We start from the raw sequence: 17,756 nt of genomic DNA, 5'->3' as shown, positions 1-17,756 counted from the left end.
GCTTGCTGATGTCATGCAATTCCAGCGATCCGGATAGCCATGATGTTCAGCGCCAGCCCGTACTCCCAGGATCGGACGGCCTTCGTGCCGAACGACTCGACGATGATCCGCGACAGACTTGCGGCGATGGTTCAGGCCGAGTTGCCTAATTTCCCCGCGCCGGTGATTTCCGCCTGTATTCCCTTTGCCGCCGGCGATAACAGCTGGCCTCCGTTACCGGGCAGTGAAATGGCCACGGTGGTTGCCCGGCTGGAAGGGGTGTTCAATGCGCCAGTGGCGCAGTGGACCCGTATCCAATGGCGGAGCGAGGCGCTGCGACCATCGGCTTTCGTGTTCTCCGAGGAAACCGTCAACGGCCTGCTCGATCTGGTGCGGACCCACGCCGGAAACGAGGAGACCTTCCTCAGTCGCTTCATTGGCGAGGACAGCCGCCAACGTTTCTGGCGCGAGGTCCGCTGCCTGCTTTCGACGGGAGACTTCTCCGAGCCGCCGGTCGTGGTCGGCGATCAGCGCAACGCCTATCTGGTGGATGGCAGCCATCGTCTGGCCGCCTATGCCTTCGTCCACGAATGCGCGGGCGTGCGACAGGTCTTCGAGAGTGAGCACAAGACCAGCGCGCCGTTGCTGGAACGTCCGCTGTTCTGGATCGCCGAACCGCTTTGAGCGACCGGCAAGGTCGGATCAGTCGGTGACGCTGCCGATCTTGTCGCCCGTCCTGCTCGGCCTGCGTGCGCCGAAGCGCGTCGCCGCCGTGACCAGACGCTGATAGAGCGCCGGCAGCAGCCGCTGCATCCAATCCGCGGCACGGGCATCCGAACCGATGAGAATACGCCGGCGATCGCGCAGCACGCCGTCGAGGATCACCGCGGCCGCCCGCTCGGGTGTGGTTCGCAGCAACTGGTCGTGGAATTGCTGGCGCGCCTTCTCGCTGTCCTGGCCGGTGATCGCCGCCAGGCTGTCATTCATCCGCGCGGTTTTCGCGATGTTGGTGCGTATCCCGCCGGGGTGCACGCAACTGGCGGATACCCCGCAGGCCGCGAGGTCCAGCTCCTGGCGCAGGGATTCGGTGAAGCCGCGCACCGCGTACTTGCTGGCGTTGTAGGCGCTCATGCCTGGCTGGGCGAAGAGGCCGAAGACGCTGGAGACGTTGATGACATGTCCGTCCCCGGAGGCGCGCAGGTGAGGCAGGAACGCCTTGCTGCCGTGCACCACTCCCCAGAAGTTGATGCCCATGATCCATTCGTAATCGGACAGTTCGCTGCCTTCGACCGTGCCGCCGTGGGCGACCCCGGCGTTGTTGAAGATGAGGTTGATCCTGCCGTGTTCGGCCGCTACCTGGCCCGCCCAGCGCTGCATGGCGACGGCATCGCTGACGTCCACGCGGGATTCGCTCACCTGCACGCCAAGCCTGCGGGCCTGTTCCGCGGTGTGTCGCAACGAGTCCTCGTTCACGTCGCTGAGTGCCAGGTGGCAACCGCGACGCGCGAGGTCCAGGGCCAATGCCCGGCCGATGCCGGAGCCGGCGCCGGTGATGGCGGCGACCTTGTTGGCGAACGTCTTCATGCTTCGAGCTCCTGTGGTTGAACGGCAGGCCGAGGCGCGAGGGCTGGCTGCGGTTTCGCGAAGTGGTAGGCGTCGGCGTCGAAGTGCCTGGTCAATTGGCGGAAACGCCAGGTGAATCCGGGCCACACTGTGCAATTGCGACCGCTGAGGGGGTGCAGATACCAGCTCTTGCAACCGCCGGCATTCCATACCGTATTGCCGAGGTCGTTCTGCAGCGTTCCGTTGAATCGGCGCTGTGCCTCGGCCCTGACCTCCAGGCTCGACAGCCCGTCGCGCTGCAGTTGTTCCAGCGCGCCGAGCACGTAGCCGATCTGCGATTCGATCATGTAGACCATCGAGTTGTGCCCGAGCCCGGTGTTGGGGCCCATCAGGAAGAACAGGTTGGGAAAGCCCGCGGTGAGCGTGCCCTTGTAGGCCTCCGGGCCGAGCGGCCAGGTGTCGAGCAGGTCGACGCCGTCGCGACCGAAAATCACCCCGCGCGGCAGCGGATCGCTGGGCGTGAAACCGGTGCCGAAGATGATCGCGTCTACGGGCCGCTCCGTTCCGTCCAGGTCGACGATGCTGTTGGCGCGAATCTCGCGGATCCCGCTGGTGATCACGGCGACGTTGGGCCGGGTCAGCGCGGGGTAGTAGTCGTTGGAAATGAGCACGCGCTTGCAGCCCATCACGTAGTCCGGCGTGAGCGTGGCCCGCAGCGCCGGGTCCCGGACGTGCTTGTGAAGGTGTCGCTTGGCGATCTCCGCGGCGAACTTCATCAGTCGAGGACTGAGGGAGAAGCCGATCACGCGGCTTTCCAGCATGCCGTAGAGCGCCCCGCGCCAGGCCTTCTGCAGCAGGGGAAAGCGTCTGAAACGCCACTGCTCGCGCGCACTGATCGCTCGATCCGGCTTGGGCATGATCCACGGCGGCGTGCGTTGGTAGAGGTCCAGGTGCGCGACCCGTGGCTGGATTTGCGGCACGAACTGGATCGCCGAGGCGCCAGTGCCGATCACCGCCACGCGCTTGCCGGCGAGGTCGTAGTCGTGGTCCCACTGCTGCGAGTGAAACCGGGCGCCGGCGAAGTTCTCCAGCCCGTTCAACGCCGGAATAGCGGGCGTGGACAAGCCGCCCATGCCGGAAACGACGAATTGCGCGCTGTAGTGCCGGCCATGGCGATCTTCGATCCGCCAGCGCTGTTCGGGCTCGTCCCAGCTCAGGCGGGTGATTTCACAGCCCAGCCGGGTTTTCTCCTGCAGGCCGTACTTCATCCAGCAGGCTTCCAGGTAGCTTCTGATTTCCGGCTGGCGGGCGAACATCCGCGTCCAGTTAGGGTTCGGCTCGAAGGAAAACGAGTAGAGGTGGGATTGCACGTCGCAGGCGCAACCGGGGTAGTTGTTGACTCGCCAAGTCCCGCCGACGCCCTGGTCCTTCTCGAATAGCAGAAAGTCCTCTTCGCCGCGCTGTTTCAGGCGCATCGCCATGCCAAGGCCGGAAAACCCAGTGCCGATGATGGCGATCTTGCAGCGGGCGACGGGAGTTGTAGCCGAGGGGAGCGTCATGGCGGGAATCCTCTTGTAGTTCGCCGCGATTGAAAGCGACTCCCACGAAAGGTAGACAACTGTATACATATCGCGCAACCTAACCTCCGTTGGGTGTGCGGCGCGAGGCAAACGATGGTTCGGCTTCAGCAGGAAAGGGCAGCGGGGAAGCAACAGTTGATGCAGGCGGCGCTACGCCTGGTGGCGGGGTCGCGCAGCCTGAGCAGCCTGGGTTTGCGCGAGCTCGCGCGCGAGGCGGGGCTCAATCCAAACACCTTCTATCGGCATTTCGACAGTCTCGATGCGCTGGGGCTGGCACTGATCCAGGACCTCTCCGAGCAGTTGCGCCAGCCGCTGCGCGAATTGCGTCGGGAGGCGGCGCAGCGCGCGCAAGCGAACGGACCGATAGGGCCGATGGTGCTGGGAGTCGACCTGGGGCGCAGTCGCCTGGTATGCCGCGAAACGGTTCGCCTGTACTTCCGTTTCGTCGAGCAGAATCCCAGCGGTTTCATCGTGGGTGTCCGCGAGTTGCACGGTGCTTCCCCGGTCTTGCGCGCCGCGTTGCGCGAGGTGATGGAGGCGTTCGCCCGTGACATGGCCGAGGATATGCTGGAGCTCGGACTTCTCGGTGGGCTCGAGGGGGAAACGCTGCTGCGGCTGTCTTCGCTGGTCAGCCGCCACCTGTTCCAGTCGTCGCTGGACTATCTGGAACAGGTTGATCGGCGCGCCTCGCTGAGTACCGAGGCGGAAGAGATGATCATCGATCTGTTCATCGGCGCGAGCCTGCTCGATGGCCTGGAGCGGCGCGCCTGAACCGCGACTCAGCGTTCGTCGAGGGCGAATGCGGTGAGGGTGAAGGTAGAAATACCGGTGTCGCTCAGCTTGGTCGAGCCGCCCAGTTCCGGAAGGTCGATGATCGCGGCGGCTTCGTAGACGCTGGCGCCCATGCGCTTGACCAGGTTGGCGGCGGCGATCAGCGTCCCGCCGGTGGCGATCAAGTCATCCATCAGCAACACGGAGTCGCCCTCGCACAGGCTGTCGCGCTGCACTTCGATGACCGAATCACCGTACTCGGTGGAATAGGTTTCCACCAGCAGATCGGCCGGTAACTTGCCCTTCTTGCGGAACAGGATCAGCGGCTTGTTCAGCTCGTAGGCGATGATGGGGCCGAGCAGGAAGCCGCGGGCATCGAGGGCGCCGACGTGGCTGAATTCCGCTTCCACATAGCGCTGGATGAAGCTGTCCACAACCATCCGCAATGCGCGCGGCGACTGGAACAGCGGCGTGATATCACGAAACACCACGCCCGGCTTGGGGAAGTCCACGACCGGACGGATAACGGATTTGATGGCGAATTCGTCGAAGATCATCGAGGAACCTGTGGCTTGAGTGGGAACTGGCGCCATGGCGCGCCAAGATAAACGCGCCTGGGCAAGGAGCCGCAGGCGCGTCGTTTGAATCGGATCTGAGGGGGAGAATCAGCCCTCCAGATTGCCGCCGGCTAGGGCACACAGCTCGATCGGGTCGAGGATGTGAACTTCCTTGCCCTCAGCCGCCAGCAGACCGTTCTGCTGGAAGCGGGTGAACACGCGGGAGACGGTTTCGACCGCGAGGCCAAGGTAGTTGCCGATCTCGTTGCGCGACATCGACAGACGGAACTGGCTGGCGGAAAAGCCGCGGGCGCGGAAGCGCGCGGACAGGTTGACCAGGAAGGTGGCGATGCGCTCGTCGGCCGTCTTCTTCGACAGCAACAGCATCATCTGCTGGTCGTCGCGTATCTCGCGGCTCATCACGCGCATCAACTGGCGACGCAACTGCGGCAGCTGTACCGCCAGCTCGTCAAGGCGCTCGAAGGGGATCTCGCAGACCGAGGTGGTTTCCAGCGCCTGCGCGGAGACCGGATAGAGTTCCGTATCCATGCCGGAGAGGCCGACCAGCTCGCTGGGCAGGTGGAAGCCGGTAATCTGTTCTTCGCCGTCGTCGGTCACGCTGAAGGTTTTCAACGCCCCGGAGCGCACCGCGAACACGGAACCGAAGACATCTCCCTGGCGGAACAGGAATTCACCCTTTTTGAGCGGACGACCACGCTTGACGATTTCGTCGAGCGCGTCCATGTCTTCCATATTCAGCGATAGCGGCAAGCACAGCGGAGCCAGGCTGCAATCCTTGCAGTGAGCCTGATGTTGTCCACGAACCTTGATCGACTCGGACATGAGGGGGTACCTGGTCTGACGAATTCAGCGGCAAGGTTACTCCAGCCGGGGAACAAGGGCCAGTCGACAGATGTCCGCCCCCCTACAAGGGCGTCGGGGCAAAGGGGCGCTGGGAGGTGTAGTGTGCCGAGCGAGCCTCTGCGATGCCGCAGAGGCATGCGCCTTCAGATGACCCGCGAGTAGCGCTGGGTGTTCTGCTGTGCGAGGTAATGATCGAACAGCATACAGACGGAACGTACCAGCAGGCGGCCCGAGGGACGGACCTCGATGCGTTCCTCCGTCAGGTCGATCAGCCCGTCGCGCGCCATCTGCTGCAGCTGCGGCCAGACTTCGGAAAAGTAGTTGCGGAAATCGATCGAGTAGGCTCGTTCGATATCGGCGAAATCCAGTTGGAACTCGCAGATAAGTTGCTGGATGACCGCCCGGCGGACCCGGTCGTCCTCGTTGCACTGCAGGCCGCGCAGTGTCGCCAGTTGATTGCTGTCCAAGCTCTGCTGGTAGTTGTTCAGATCGCTGCTGTTTTGGCTGTAAAGATCGCCGATCTGACTGATGGCCGAGACGCCAAGGCCGATCAGATCGCAGTGGCCATGGGTGGTGTAGCCCTGGAAGTTGCGCTGCAGGGTGCCATCTTCCTGGGCGATGGCCAGCTCGTCGTCCGGCAGGGCGAAGTGGTCCATGCCGATGTAGCGATAACCTGCCGCGGTCAACTGGTCGATGCTGGTCTGCAGCATTTCCAGTTTTTTCGCCGGGCTCGGCAGCTCGGCAGCGTTGATCCGCCGCTGCGGCATGAAGCGTTCCGGCAGGTGCGCATAGTTGAACACCGACAGGCGATCCGGCTGCAGGGCGATGACTTCTTCGACTGTCCGGGCGAAGCGTTCCGGGTCCTGCTTGGGCAGGCCGTAAATCAAGTCGATGTTTACCGAGCGGAACTGCAGGGTATGTGCGGCATCGACGATGGCGCGCGTTTCTTCGAGGCTCTGCAGACGGTTCACGGCGCGCTGTACGTCGGGATCGAGATCCTGAACACCCAGGCTCACGCGGTTGAAACCGAGTTCGCGGAGCAGACCCATGGTCGACCAGTCGGCTTCGCGCGGGTCGATCTCGATGCCGTAGTCGCCTGAGTCGTCATCCAGCAGATTGAAGTGTTTGCGCAGATGGCCCATGAGCCGACGCAGTTCGTCGTGGCTAAGGAACGTCGGCGTGCCGCCGCCGAAATGCAGCTGCTCCACGGTCTGGTGCGGGTCGAGGTGACAGGCGATCAGTTCGATCTCTTTTTCCAGCCGCTCGAGATAGGGTAGTGCGCGACCGCGGTCCTTCGTGACCACCTTGTTGCAGGCGCAGTAGTAGCAAATGTTGGCGCAGAACGGCACGTGGATGTAAAGCGAAAGCGGGCGCATGGCTTTGCGGCTGTCGCGAAGCGCATGAAGCAGATCGAACGAACCGACGCCGTTGTTGAACTGCACTGCCGTTGGGTAGGAGGTGTAGCGTGGTCCGGCCATGTCGTAGCGGCGGATCAGATTGGTGTCCCAGCAGATGGAGTCGTGCATTGCGGCGGTACCGTAGCATTCAGGTCGGGCAAGTCTAGGAGGCGCGGCCATGGGCCTCCTTGACCTGCATCAACCAGCTCTGGCAGAGGGCTTTTCGTACGTCCCGAGCGGTCGGTTGGCGAGGTCTTTCGGTCTGGATTCGCTATCGATACAGAGACGAGCTGCCTCGCATTCAGCGCGCGCGGTGGTGGCGCTGCCACGGCTGACACATGGTGCCCAAAGCTGCGTCAATGCTGGCTTGAAGTGTGCCCAGCGTGCCCCATCAGCAGGGCCTGGTGTGGGCCGGGCAGGGTCCAGATGCCGAAGAGGATGACCAAGAGCCCTCCGGCGATGCGCACGCCGCGCTTTCGCAGCAGGGCGGTCAGGCGCTCGGCTGCGAGGCCGGTGGCGAGCAGCACGGGCCAGGTGCCAAGTCCGAACACCAGCATCAACAGCGCGCTATGCAGCGCGTTGCCCTGGCTGGCCGACCACAGCAGTGTGCTATAGACGAGCCCGCAGGGCAGCCAGCCCCACAACGCGCCGAACAGTAGCGCGCGTGGCAGGCTGTTGACGGGCAAAAGGCGTTTGCTCAGCGGCTGGAGGTAGCGCCAGAGCCGCCGGCCAAGCCCCTCGATGCGGACGAGGCCGCTCCACCAGCCGGCCAGATACAGCCCCATGACGATCAGCAACAGGCCCGCCGCGATGCGCATGCCCAAGGCCACCGGGCTGTTTGCGACTGCCCAGCCGGCGCTGCCGATCAGCAGTCCGGCGCTGGCGTAGCTGAGTATCCGTCCCAGGTTGTAGCCAATCAGCAGCTGTAGCCGGCGTCCGCGCTGCTCGGGTGGGGTGGCCATGGTCAGCGCCCCCATGAGGCCGCCACACATGCCCAGGCAGTGACCGCCGCCTAGCAGGCCGAGGATGAACGCGGAGACCAGTAATGGCAGCAACTCAGTCAAGCGGGCGTTCCTTGGCAGGACGTCCTTCGGCTTCGTCGATGCCCGCCTGGTGGCGTGGGTCTTCGTCATCGAAAAGAATGCTGTGGGCCGGGCTTTCCATATCGTCGTACTGGCCAGAATCGACGGCCCAGAAGAACAGCCAGATGGCGAGGCCGACGACAATAACGGCGATCGGAATCATTACGTACAGCGCGGTCATGGATGCTCCATTTGGACGGTCTCAGGCCGGGCAGACAGGGGGGGCGCGGGCCGGATGTCGTCGCTCTCCAGGGACAGACGCAACGCATTCAGTACTACCAGCAGCGAACTCAGCGACATACCCAATGCCGCCCACAGCGGAGTCACCCAGCCAACCGCCGCGAAGGGCAGGACGCAGCCATTATACAAGCACGCCCAACCGAGGTTTTCGATGATGATGCGTCGAGTGCGCCGGGCGATACGGAACGCCTGAACCAGGCTGTCGAGGCGATTGGAGAGAAGCACGGCGTCGGCGCTGGTTTTTGCCAGATCAGTCGCCGAGCCCATGGCAACGCTGATGTCCGCGGCGGCGAGCACCGGTACGTCGTTGATCCCGTCACCAAGCATCAGTACATGCCTTCCGCTGTCGCGCAGCTCGCGAAGAACGGTCAACTTGGCTTCGGGGGTAAGTCCTCCGCGGGCATCGTCTATGCCGAGGTGTGCGGCGATCTCGCCCACCATCGGCGAACTGTCGCCGGAGAGCAGCAGTACCTTCCAGTTGCGCGCGCGGCAGGCGTCGACGAGCGCGGGAGCATCCGCGCGCAGACGGTCGTTCAACACCAGCCAGGCGAGCGGCCCCAGGTTGTCACCCAACAACAACCATTGGCCCTGATCACCCGGTATCTCGGGGGCCGGCCCGGCCGCGAGCGAGGCTACGAAGGCGGGCTGACCGATGCGTAGCTGGCGGCCCTCGACCCAGCCTTCGAGCCCAAGCCCAGGGGTGTTTTCGACCCGTTCGGCGACCTGGGGGGCGCGGCCGAACGCCTTGGCGATCGGGTGTTCGGAGCGGTTCTCCAGCGCGGCGGCGAGGGCCAGGCAGGTGTCGGCATCGAGATCACGCAGCGGGTGAATCCCGCCGAGGGTCAGCCGACCTTCGGTGAGCGTTCCCGTCTTGTCGAAGATGACCGTATCGATGCGGTTCAGGCCTTCGAGGAAGTGCCCACGGGTAAGCAGCAGGCCAAGCTTGTGCAGGCTTCCGGTGGCCGTGGTCAGCGCAGTAGGCGTTGCCAGCGACAGAGCACAGGGGCAGGTGGCGACCAGCAGTGCGAGGACGATCCAGAAGGCACGTTGGTGATCGATCTGCCACCAGTAGAGGCCGACTGCGGCCGTGATGGCCAGCACTATCAGAAGGAACCACTGAGCCACACGATCGGCCAGTTCCGCGAGCCGTGGTTTATCCGCTTGGGCACGCTCCAGCAGGCGGACGATCGCCGAAAGACGGGTATCGTCGCCCAAGGCCTGAACCTCGACCTTCAGGGGGCCTTCGACGTTGAGCGTGCCTGCGGTAACGCTGTCACCCTGGGTGCGTGCAAGGGGAAGGTACTCGCCTGTCAGCAGCGATTCGTCGATGCTCGACTGACCCTCGAGAATGCGCCCGTCGGCAGGCAGCAGCGAGCCGGGCGGCACCAGCACCCGATCGCCGATCATCAACTCACTGAGCAGAATGCGCTCGCTCTGGCCCGCCGAATCCAGTCGCAGGCAGGAGGCCGGCAGCAAGTTGACCAGTTGCGCGGTGGCGGCGGCGGTGCGTTCGCGGGCGCGGCGTTCGAGATAGCGGCCGGAGAGAAGGAACAGGGCGAACATGCCGACGGCATCGAAGTACAGCTCACCGACGCCTGTCACCGTCGACCAGATGCCGGCGAGGTAGGCGCCACCGATCGCCAGCGACACCGAGACGTCCATCGTCAGGTGACGGGTGCGCAGGTCGCGTAGTGCGCCGCGGAAAAACGAGCCGCAGCAGTAGAAGACGATCGGTGTGGTGAGGAACAGGCTGACCCAGCGCAGGATCGTGTCCAGCTCCGGCGATAGATCGAGGTTGAACTCGGGCCATGTAGCCATGGCCGCCATCATCACCTGCATCCACAGCAGCCCGGCCAGTCCCAGCTGCCGCAGCGCACGGCGGTTTTCCTGATTGAGCCGCTCGGCGGCTGCGTCGGCCTGATACGGGTAGCCGGCATAGCCAATCCGACGCAACTCGTGAAGCAACTGGCTCAGTGGAATTCGGGCATCGTCCCAGCTCACTTGTAGCCGCTGGTTGGACAGATTGAGATGCACCTCGGCGATGCCATCGACACCGCGCAGATGCTTTTCGATCAGCCAGCCGCAGGCCGCGCAACTTATCCCTTCGATCATCAGGCTGGTGCTGGCGAGATCATTCTCGTGGCGCACGAACGGCTGCTGTATGTCGCTGCGGTCGTACAGCGCGAGTTCATCGGTGAGGGCGCGGGGCAGGGCTTCCGGGTTCGCCGAGGTTTCGCTTCGGTGCTTGTAGTAGCTCTCCAGTCCGCCAGCGATGATCGCTTCGGCGACCGCCTGGCAACCTGGACAGCACAAGGCCCGCGTCTCGCCCAGCACGCGGGCCTGGAAGCGGTCGCCGGTGGTGACCGGCAGGCCGCAGTGATAGCAGGATACGGGCGTACTGCTCATGCGGCGGCTCAGTCGCCGAGCAGGATTTGCCGACCGGGAGCGACTTCCTCTTCTTCGAACAGGCGCCAGTCCTTGCCGCCCTCCGTGCCAAGCAGCTCAACGAAGCGACGGCCTTCGATCGGCTCCTGGGTTTGCCCCTGATAGATGCCGTCGCCCTGCGGTTGCAGCACTATTCGCCGATCTTTTTCCGGCTGAGTGGGCGAGATCAGGTTGAGCACGATCTGCTGCGGCTGGCTGACGCCCTTAAGATGGATTTCAGCAACGCCGGTGTTTTCGTCCATCACCAGCTCTGCACTCATCTTCAACTGGCGCGCGAGCACCTCACGGTCCAGCGATGTATTGATGCCTTTGCCGGCGTCGTAATAGTTGTCCACCACGAGACTGTCGGAGTTGCGGATTGCGATCGTCAGCAGGGACAGCCCAAGAACCACGGAAAATGCCAGCAACGCGATGACGAACCACGCCCAAGGTTGCTTGTACCAACTGCTTACTACTTCGGCTTGCATAAGAATCCTTGGTTAGCGAACGCTTGGGCCGATGAATCGGCTGTCGGCTTCGTTTTCGAGGGTGGAGTCATCGGCGGATCTGATGCGGAACATGACCTTGTTGGTGCTCGATGGCAGTTTCTCTGGGTCGACGGAAAGCTCGACGGGGATCGAGAGGACCTCGCCTGCCGCGACCCGGACCTCCGCCTTGCCCTGATACTGCAGGCCTTCGATACCGTCCGCTTCGATCACCAGGGTCACGTCATGCTGGGCCTTGTTCATCAGTTTCAGCGTGTAGACGTTCTCGATCCTGCCTTCCTCGTTCTCGCGGTACAGCACACGATCCTTGAGCACATCGATCTGAACCAGCGGGCGCGCCGAGATCGCATAGGCGAACAAAACGATCATCGCCACCAGCGCGACCGCATAGCCGATAAGGCGAGGGCGCAGCAGGTTGGTCTTCTGTCCGGAAAGGTTGTGCTCGGTGGTATAGCTGATCAGCCCGCGCGGGTAGTTCATCTTGTCCATGATGGTGTCGCAGGCATCGATGCAGGCGGCGCAGCCGATGCATTCGATCTGCAAACCGTCGCGGATGTCGATGCCGGTGGGGCACACCTGGACGCACATGGTGCAGTCGATGCAATCGCCCAGGCCCTGGGCCTTGTAGTCGACGCTTTTCTTGCGCGGCCCACGTGTTTCGCCGCGGCGTGGGTCGTAGGACACGATCAGGGTGTCCTTGTCGAACATCACGCTCTGGAAGCGCGCATAGGGGCACATGTAGACGCAGACCTGCTCACGCAGATAGCCGGCATTCCCATAAGTCGCCAGGGTAAAGAAGCCAACCCAGAACAGCGCCCAGCCATCGATGTTGAATGCGAGCAGGTCAGGTACGAGGTCGCGTATTGGTGTGAAGTAACCGACGAAGGTGATGGCGGTGATTAGCGAGACGCCAATCCAAATGCTGTGCTTGGCCAGCTTGCGGAAGAACTTGTTGGCACTCATCGGCGCCTTATCCAGTTTCATGCGCTGGTTGCGATCGCCTTCACTGACCTTTTCCGCCCACATGAATATCCAGGTCCAAACGCTCTGTGGGCAGGTGTACCCGCACCATACGCGCCCGGCGAACACCGTGATAAAGAACAGGCCGAAGGCGCAGATGATCAGCAGCCAGGAGAGTAGAACGAAGTCCTGTGGCCAGAAAGTGGCGCCGAAGATGTAGAACTTGCGCTCCGGCAGGTTCCACCAGACCGCCTGATGGCCGCCCCAGTTGATCCACGCAGTACCGAAGTAGAGAAGGAAGAGCAGTGCGCCGCCTACACGGCGAAGGTTGCGAAACAACCCGGTGAAGGCTCGGGTGTAGATTTTTTCACGCTTGGCGTAAAGGTCGACGTTGTCGACGGCTTTGACCGGTGGGGTGACATCTCGAACGGGGATCTGCTCAGTCATACTCATACCACGGCTTTAAGGATGCCCAGACCGGTACATGCCGGTCTGGGTCAGTTTTCCTGCCGCGTATGTCATGCGTGGCCCTGTCGATGTTCGGCAGGATCGCGCCTGAGCGTTACTTCTCCGCGCCAGCAGGTTGTTGCGAAAGGCTGTAAACGTAGGCGGCCAGAAGGTGCACTTTGTCGTTGCCGAGGTGCTCTTCCTGAGCGGGCATGCGGCCGTTACGGCCATAGCGCAGAGTCTGTTGAACCTGATTGAAGCTTGAGCCGTACAGCCAAATCTTGTCACTGAGATTCGGGGCGCCCAAGGCTTGGGTGCCTTTCCCTTCAGGTCCATGACAGGCTACACAGTTGGCTTTGAATATCTCTTGACCTGCGGCAAGGTCGATTCCGTCCGGATTTTTTAGCCCGGAAAGACTACGCACGTAACCCGCCACGTTCTTGATTCCGTCCTCACCGATGACTGCCAGCCACGCCGGCATGGCGCCCTGGCGACCCTTGAGAATGGTGGTCTTGATCGTGGCCGCTTCGCCGCCATATAGCCAGTCGTTATCGGTCAGATTCGGGAAGCCATAAGCTCCCTTCGCATCAGAACCATGGCAGACCGAGCAGTTGGAGGCAAACAGGCGCCCGCCCATTTTCAATGCCTGAGGGTCCTTGGCGACTTCCTCTACCGGCATCGCCGCGTACTTCGCATACAACGGGCCGTACTGTTGATCGGCGCGGTCCATCTCCTTTTCCCACTGATGCACGCCCGTCCAACCGGCTTGGCCATTTTCAAACGGCTTGCCTTCCTTTACCTCGCTATAACCCGGCAGAAGGCCTTTCCAGTTGCCCATCCCGGGATAAAGCACCAGGTAGCCGATGGCGAAAATGATCGTGCCGAGGAACAACATGAACCACCATTTGGGCAGCGGGTTGTCATATTCCTCGATTCCATCGAACGCGTGGCCCACGGTGTCTTCTGTCGCCTCGGGGCGTTGGCCCTTGCGCGTCGCGAAGATCAGCCACAGCAGGGCCAGTATCGTCCCACTGGTCAGCAGAGTGATGTACCAACTCCAGAAAGTGGTCATTCGCTTTTACTCCTAGAAGCTTGCTCGTCGCGCTCTGCGGACGGGATCTGTTCATCGGCGAAAGGCAGGTTGGCAGCTTCGTCGAAGCTTCTTTTGCGTTTGCTGCTGTAGGCCCAGATCACCAGACCGACAAAGGCGACGAACACCAGCAGAGTGCCCAGCCCACGAATAGTCCCTATGTCCATCATGCGTTACCGTTTGTTCTTGATTGAGGTGCCCAAGGACTGCAGGAACGCGACAAGCGCGTCCATTTCGGTCTTGCCTTTAACGGCATCCCTGGCTCCAGCGATATCTTCGTCGGTGTAGGGTACGCCCAGGGTGCGCATGGCCTCCAGCTTGCGGGCAGTGTCCTTTCCATCCAGGCGATTTTCGACCAGCCACGGATAAGCCGGCATCTTCGACTCGGGAACGACGTTGCGGGGGTTGTAGAGGTGCGCACGTTGCCAGTCGTCCGAGTATCGTCCGCCTACCCGCGCGAGATCCGGGCCGGTGCGCTTGGAGCCCCAGAGGAAGGGGTGATCCCATACGCTTTCGCCTGCTACCGAATAGTGGCCGTAGCGCTCCGTTTCGGCGCGGAATGGGCGAACCATCTGCGAGTGGCAGCCCACGCAGCCTTCGCGGATGTAGATATCGCGGCCTTCAAGCTGGAGGGCGGTACGTGGCTGCATGCCCTCGACGGGCGTGTTGGTCTCGGCCTGGAAAAACAGCGGAACGATCTGAACGAGACCGCCGATACTCACCGCCAAGACCATGAACAGCGCCAGCAAACCGACGTTCTTCTCGACTATTTCGTGTTGCTTCATTTTACGTCGGCTCCTTAGGCGATCTGAGCGGCAGCTTCATATTCGGCCGGCTTGGCTGAGCGCACAGTGCGCCATGTGTTGTATGCCATCAGCAACATGCCGCTGAGGAAGAACGCGCCACCAATCATGCGAACCAGATAACCTGGATGGCTGGCTTCCAGTGCCTCGACGAAGGAGTAGGTGAGAGTGCCGTCTTCGTTGATTGCACGCCACATCAAGCCTTGGGTGATGCCGTTAACCCACATCGATGCGATATAGAGTACTGTGCCGATCGTAGCGAGCCAGAAGTGCGCATTGATCAATCCCACGCTGTGCATTTGCTGACGAGCAAAGACCTTAGGGATCAGGTGGTACAGCGAGCCTATTGAGATCATCGCCACCCAGCCGAGCGCGCCGGCGTGCACGTGGCCAATTGTCCAATCGGTGTAGTGGGAGAGCGCGTTGACGGTCTTGATCGCCATCATCGGGCCTTCGAAGGTCGACATGCCGTAGAAGGCAAGCGATACGACCAGGAAGCGCAGGATCGGGTCGGTACGCAGTTTGTGCCAGGCACCAGACAGCGTCATCATTCCGTTGATCATGCCGCCCCAGCTCGGCGCCAGGAGAATGATCGACATCGCCATGCCCAGGCTCTGTGCCCAGTCCGGCAGCGCGGTGTAGTGCAAGTGGTGAGGACCTGCCCAAATATAGACAGAGATCAATGCCCAGAAGTGCACGATTGAGAGACGATAGGAATAGATAGGGCGCTCGGCTTGTTTGGGAACAAAGTAATACATCATTCCCAAAAAGCCCGCAGTCAGAAAGAAACCGACCGCGTTATGGCCATACCACCATTGGATCATTGCATCGGTGGCACCCGAGTAAAGGGAGTAAGACTTGAAGGCACCTACAGGCAGTTCCATGTTGTTCACGACGTGGAGCAGCGCGACCGTTAAAATGAATCCGCCGTAAAACCAGTTTCCAACATAAATATGTTTGGTCTTACGTTTGACTATCGTGCCGAAAAAAGTAATCGCGTAACTGACCCATACAATGGTGATCAGTATGTCGATGGGCCATTCAAGCTCGGCGTACTCCTTCGAAGAAGTGTAACCCAGCGGCAGGGTTATCACTGCTAGTACTATTACCGCCTGCCATCCCCAAAATGTGAACGCAGCCAGGCCGTCAGAGATAAGGCGCGTTTGCGATGTCCGCTGCACGACATAATATGACGTAGCAAAGAGCGCACATCCTCCGAAAGCGAAAATTACCGCGTTCGTATGAAGCGGTCGCAGGCGGCCAAAACTGGCCCATGGCGTGTCGAAATTAAGCTCCGGCCACACTAGCTGCGCAGCAATCAAGACACCAAGTCCCATTCCAACGACCCCCCAGATCACCGTCATAATGGCGAACTGGCGGACCACCTTGTAGTTATAAGCAGTTTGATGGATTGCTGTGCTCATGCTAAGGGTTCCACGGTTAATGGAGGAATCAAAGGGGCAAAAAAGCGGCGGCAGTATGTAGAAAGCCCCTAGCCAATGCAATGATGTTGCCGGCAACCTGATCTATCGCTAGGCGTTGTGTTAGCCGACTATCTGCTCTTTAGTAAGGGTAGGCTCGTGGGTATAGCCCATGAGTTCCGGGCGCAGCCGGCGCCGCAAGAGCCTTAGCTTAGCGGATGGCTTTGGGGGAGGAGGGGCGAGAGTAGATGGGTAGTGCGACGCTTGGTCGCATATTGGTTTTGTGAAAGAAAAATGGCGGCGCTTCCGCGCCGCCATCAGCCCGGGCTTATTTACCTGCTACGTGTTCAGGCTGCTGTTGCGAAAGGCTGTACACGTAAGCGGCAAGCAGATGAACCTTATCGTTACCAAGGTGATCTGATTGGGCCGGCATTTGGCCGTTACGGCCGTAGCGCACTGTCTGCTGTATTTGAGCGAGGCTGGAGCCATAGATCCAACCAGCAGGGTGTGTCAGGTCAGGTGCGCCCATCATAGGTGTCCCCTGGCCCATTGCCCCGTGGCAAGCTGCACAGTTCCCATTGAAAACCTGCTGGCCTGCCGCTATGTCAACCTGGACGCCTTCCGGCAGCTTTTGTCCGGCAAGCTCTTGCCGAACGTAGGCCGCCACGTTCTTCACGCCATCTTCGCCGAGGATCTCGCCCCATGCTGGCATGGCGGCGATGCGACCTTGCAGGATGCTGGTCTTGATGGTGTCGGGATCTCCGCCCCAGCGCCAGTTGCTATCGGTGAGATTGGGAAAGCCAACCGCGCCTTTGGCATCCGATCCGTGGCAAACCGAACAGTAGGTTGCAAAGAGACGTCCACCCATTTTCAGAGCATGCTCATCCTTAGCAACATCGGCGATGCTCATCGATGCGTACTTGGCAAAGATTGGGCCGTACTCGGCATTCGCTCTGTCAACTTCACGCTGCCATTGCTTGTCTTGAGTCCAGCCGCCTTCATAACCCGGGAGTACACCTTTCCAGTTGCCAAGGCCCGGATAAAGTGCCAAGTAAACAATTGCAAAGACGATGGTCCCAACGAAAAGCAGGAACCACCATTTCGGCAGCGGATTGTCATACTCCTCGATGCCATCGAAGGAGTGCCCCAGCGTCTGATCGGTACTGCCTTTTTGTTCGCCCTTGCGAGTGGCGAAAACCAACCAGAGCAGCGCCACTAACGTGCCGATGGTCAGGAGGGTTATGTACCAACTCCAGAAAGAAGTCATTCGTTGTTACTCCTAGAATCTTGCTGGTCGTACGCTTTGGTTTTGGGCTCATCAGCGAAAGGCAAATTGGCGGCTTCATCGAAGCTTTGCTTACGCCGACTGCTGTAGGCCCAAAGCACGACGCCGACGATAGCTACAAACACCAACACCGTGCCCAGCCCGCGTAGAGTCCCGATATCCATAGCGTTACCGTTTATTCTTCAGTGAGGTTCCCAGAACCTGCAGATAGGCGACCAACGCGTCCATCTCGGTTTTTCCTTTGACGGAATCGGCAGCGGCGCCGATGTCGTCATCGGTGTAAGGAACACCCAGGGTTTTCATGGCCTTTAGTTTCGCTGCGGTATCTTTGCCGTCGAGACGGTTTTCGACCAGCCAGGGATATGCAGGCATCTTCGATTCGGGGACGACGTTGCGCGGGTTGTACAGGTGCGCACGGTGCCAATCGTCAGAGTAGCGAGCGCCGACACGAGCCAGGTCCGGGCCGGTACGCTTGGAGCCCCAGAGGAAGGGGTGATCCCATACGCTTTCACCGGCGACCGAGTAGTGGCCGTAGCGCTCAGTTTCGGCGCGGAACGGACGGACCATCTGCGAATGGCAGCCTACGCAGCCTTCACGAATGTAGATGTCGCGGCCTTCCAGCTGCAGTGCGGTATATGGCTTGAGGCCCTCGACCGGCTGCGTAGTTTCCTGCTGAAAGAACAGCGGCACGATCTGAACCAGGCCGCCGATGCTTACTGCCAGAACCATGAACAGGGCGAGCAAGCCGACGTTTTTCTCAAGAATTTCATGCTTTTTCATCGCGAGC

19 protein-coding genes are annotated in these 17,756 nt (G+C 61.2%); 2 read left to right on the top strand and 17 right to left on the bottom strand.

Annotated elements, in window-relative coordinates:
• Positions 1-39: 39 nt before the first annotated feature.
• Positions 40-663: a hypothetical protein gene (locus B3E91_RS00770; RefSeq protein WP_287027928.1), complete on the top strand. Its 624-nt coding sequence runs from the start codon at positions 40-42 to the stop codon at positions 661-663.
• An 18-nt stretch (positions 664-681) separates the two neighbouring features.
• Here B3E91_RS00770 and B3E91_RS00765 read toward each other — a convergent pair whose 3' ends face one another.
• Both B3E91_RS00765 and B3E91_RS00760 read right to left on the bottom strand, forming a co-directional pair.
• A complete protein-coding gene (locus B3E91_RS00765) occupies positions 682-1,563 on the bottom strand; it encodes an SDR family NAD(P)-dependent oxidoreductase (protein WP_287027927.1) in 882 nt (293 codons plus the stop codon).
• A complete protein-coding gene (locus B3E91_RS00760; RefSeq protein ID WP_287027926.1) occupies positions 1,560-3,101 on the bottom strand; it encodes a flavin-containing monooxygenase in 1,542 nt (513 codons plus the stop codon). Before B3E91_RS00760 ends, B3E91_RS00765 begins: the two co-directional genes overlap by 4 nt.
• A gap of 114 nt (positions 3,102-3,215) precedes the next feature.
• On the opposite strand from B3E91_RS00760, the gene B3E91_RS00755 reads away from it, so the two are divergent.
• Complete coding sequence (locus B3E91_RS00755) at positions 3,216-3,893, top strand: TetR family transcriptional regulator (protein WP_287027924.1); 678 nt, start codon at positions 3,216-3,218, stop codon at positions 3,891-3,893.
• A gap of 8 nt (positions 3,894-3,901) precedes the next feature.
• On the opposite strand, the gene B3E91_RS00750 is transcribed toward B3E91_RS00755, so the two are convergent.
• The 15 genes from B3E91_RS00750 to ccoO (B3E91_RS00680) all read right to left on the bottom strand — a co-directional run bounded on the left by B3E91_RS00750 (position 3,902) and on the right by ccoO (B3E91_RS00680) (position 17,749).
• The gene (locus tag B3E91_RS00750; protein WP_273229221.1) at positions 3,902-4,450 is read right to left on the bottom strand and encodes an adenine phosphoribosyltransferase; all 549 of its coding nucleotides are present in this window, start codon (positions 4,448-4,450) and stop codon (positions 3,902-3,904) included.
• Positions 4,451-4,558: 108 nt separating this feature from the next.
• Entirely contained in the window at positions 4,559-5,293 is a 735-nt protein-coding gene (gene fnr / locus B3E91_RS00745; RefSeq protein WP_273229220.1) for a fumarate/nitrate reduction transcriptional regulator Fnr, read from the bottom strand.
• Between the two features lie 164 nt (positions 5,294-5,457).
• Complete coding sequence (hemN, locus tag B3E91_RS00740) at positions 5,458-6,840, bottom strand: oxygen-independent coproporphyrinogen III oxidase (RefSeq protein WP_090229332.1); 1,383 nt, start codon at positions 6,838-6,840, stop codon at positions 5,458-5,460.
• A gap of 227 nt (positions 6,841-7,067) precedes the next feature.
• Positions 7,068-7,775 carry a sulfite exporter TauE/SafE family protein gene (locus B3E91_RS00735; protein WP_090229330.1) on the bottom strand — a complete coding sequence of 236 codons (708 nt, stop codon included), beginning with the start codon at positions 7,773-7,775 and terminating at the stop codon, positions 7,068-7,070.
• On the bottom strand, positions 7,768-7,974 hold the full coding sequence (ccoS, locus tag B3E91_RS00730) for a cbb3-type cytochrome oxidase assembly protein CcoS (RefSeq protein WP_090229327.1): 207 nt from the start codon (positions 7,972-7,974) through the stop codon (positions 7,768-7,770). The genes B3E91_RS00735 and ccoS overlap by 8 nt, the downstream gene beginning before the upstream one ends.
• Positions 7,971-10,439, bottom strand: a complete 2,469-nt coding sequence (locus B3E91_RS00725; RefSeq protein WP_287027922.1) for a heavy metal translocating P-type ATPase — start codon at positions 10,437-10,439, stop codon at positions 7,971-7,973. The genes ccoS and B3E91_RS00725 overlap by 4 nt, the downstream gene beginning before the upstream one ends.
• An 8-nt stretch (positions 10,440-10,447) precedes the next feature.
• Entirely contained in the window at positions 10,448-10,945 is a 498-nt protein-coding gene (locus B3E91_RS00720) for a FixH family protein (RefSeq protein ID WP_273229215.1), read from the bottom strand.
• 12 nt (positions 10,946-10,957) lie between these two features.
• Positions 10,958-12,370 (bottom strand): cytochrome c oxidase accessory protein CcoG, encoded by a 1,413-nt coding sequence (ccoG, locus tag B3E91_RS00715; RefSeq protein WP_287027921.1) that lies wholly within the window; start codon positions 12,368-12,370, stop codon positions 10,958-10,960.
• A 115-nt stretch (positions 12,371-12,485) separates the two neighbouring features.
• Positions 12,486-13,442 (bottom strand): cytochrome-c oxidase, cbb3-type subunit III, encoded by a 957-nt coding sequence (gene ccoP, locus B3E91_RS00710; RefSeq protein ID WP_273229213.1) that lies wholly within the window; start codon positions 13,440-13,442, stop codon positions 12,486-12,488.
• Positions 13,439-13,627, bottom strand: a complete 189-nt coding sequence (locus tag B3E91_RS00705; RefSeq protein WP_273229347.1) for a cbb3-type cytochrome oxidase subunit 3 — start codon at positions 13,625-13,627, stop codon at positions 13,439-13,441. The genes ccoP (B3E91_RS00710) and B3E91_RS00705 overlap by 4 nt, the downstream gene beginning before the upstream one ends.
• A 6-nt stretch (positions 13,628-13,633) precedes the next feature.
• A complete protein-coding gene (gene ccoO, locus B3E91_RS00700; protein ID WP_090229313.1) occupies positions 13,634-14,245 on the bottom strand; it encodes a cytochrome-c oxidase, cbb3-type subunit II in 612 nt (203 codons plus the stop codon).
• A gap of 14 nt (positions 14,246-14,259) precedes the next feature.
• Positions 14,260-15,687, bottom strand: a complete 1,428-nt coding sequence (gene ccoN, locus B3E91_RS00695; protein WP_273229212.1) for a cytochrome-c oxidase, cbb3-type subunit I — start codon at positions 15,685-15,687, stop codon at positions 14,260-14,262.
• Between the two features lie 325 nt (positions 15,688-16,012).
• Positions 16,013-16,951, bottom strand: coding sequence for a cytochrome-c oxidase, cbb3-type subunit III (gene ccoP / locus B3E91_RS00690; protein WP_273229211.1), 939 nt, complete (start codon positions 16,949-16,951; stop codon positions 16,013-16,015).
• Entirely contained in the window at positions 16,948-17,133 is a 186-nt protein-coding gene (locus tag B3E91_RS00685; protein ID WP_090229305.1) for a cbb3-type cytochrome oxidase subunit 3, read from the bottom strand. Before B3E91_RS00685 ends, ccoP (B3E91_RS00690) begins: the two co-directional genes overlap by 4 nt.
• 4 nt (positions 17,134-17,137) lie before the next feature.
• Entirely contained in the window at positions 17,138-17,749 is a 612-nt protein-coding gene (gene ccoO / locus B3E91_RS00680) for a cytochrome-c oxidase, cbb3-type subunit II (protein ID WP_273229210.1), read from the bottom strand.
• Between the last annotated feature and the right edge of the window lie 7 nt (positions 17,750-17,756).

Origin of the sequence: Pseudomonas sp. UBA6310, from assembly GCF_002438225.1 — a bacterium.
Lineage (GTDB): Bacteria > Pseudomonadota > Gammaproteobacteria > Pseudomonadales > Pseudomonadaceae > Pseudomonas_O > Pseudomonas_O kuykendallii.
This window is presented reverse-complemented; position numbering and strand designations above follow the sequence as displayed.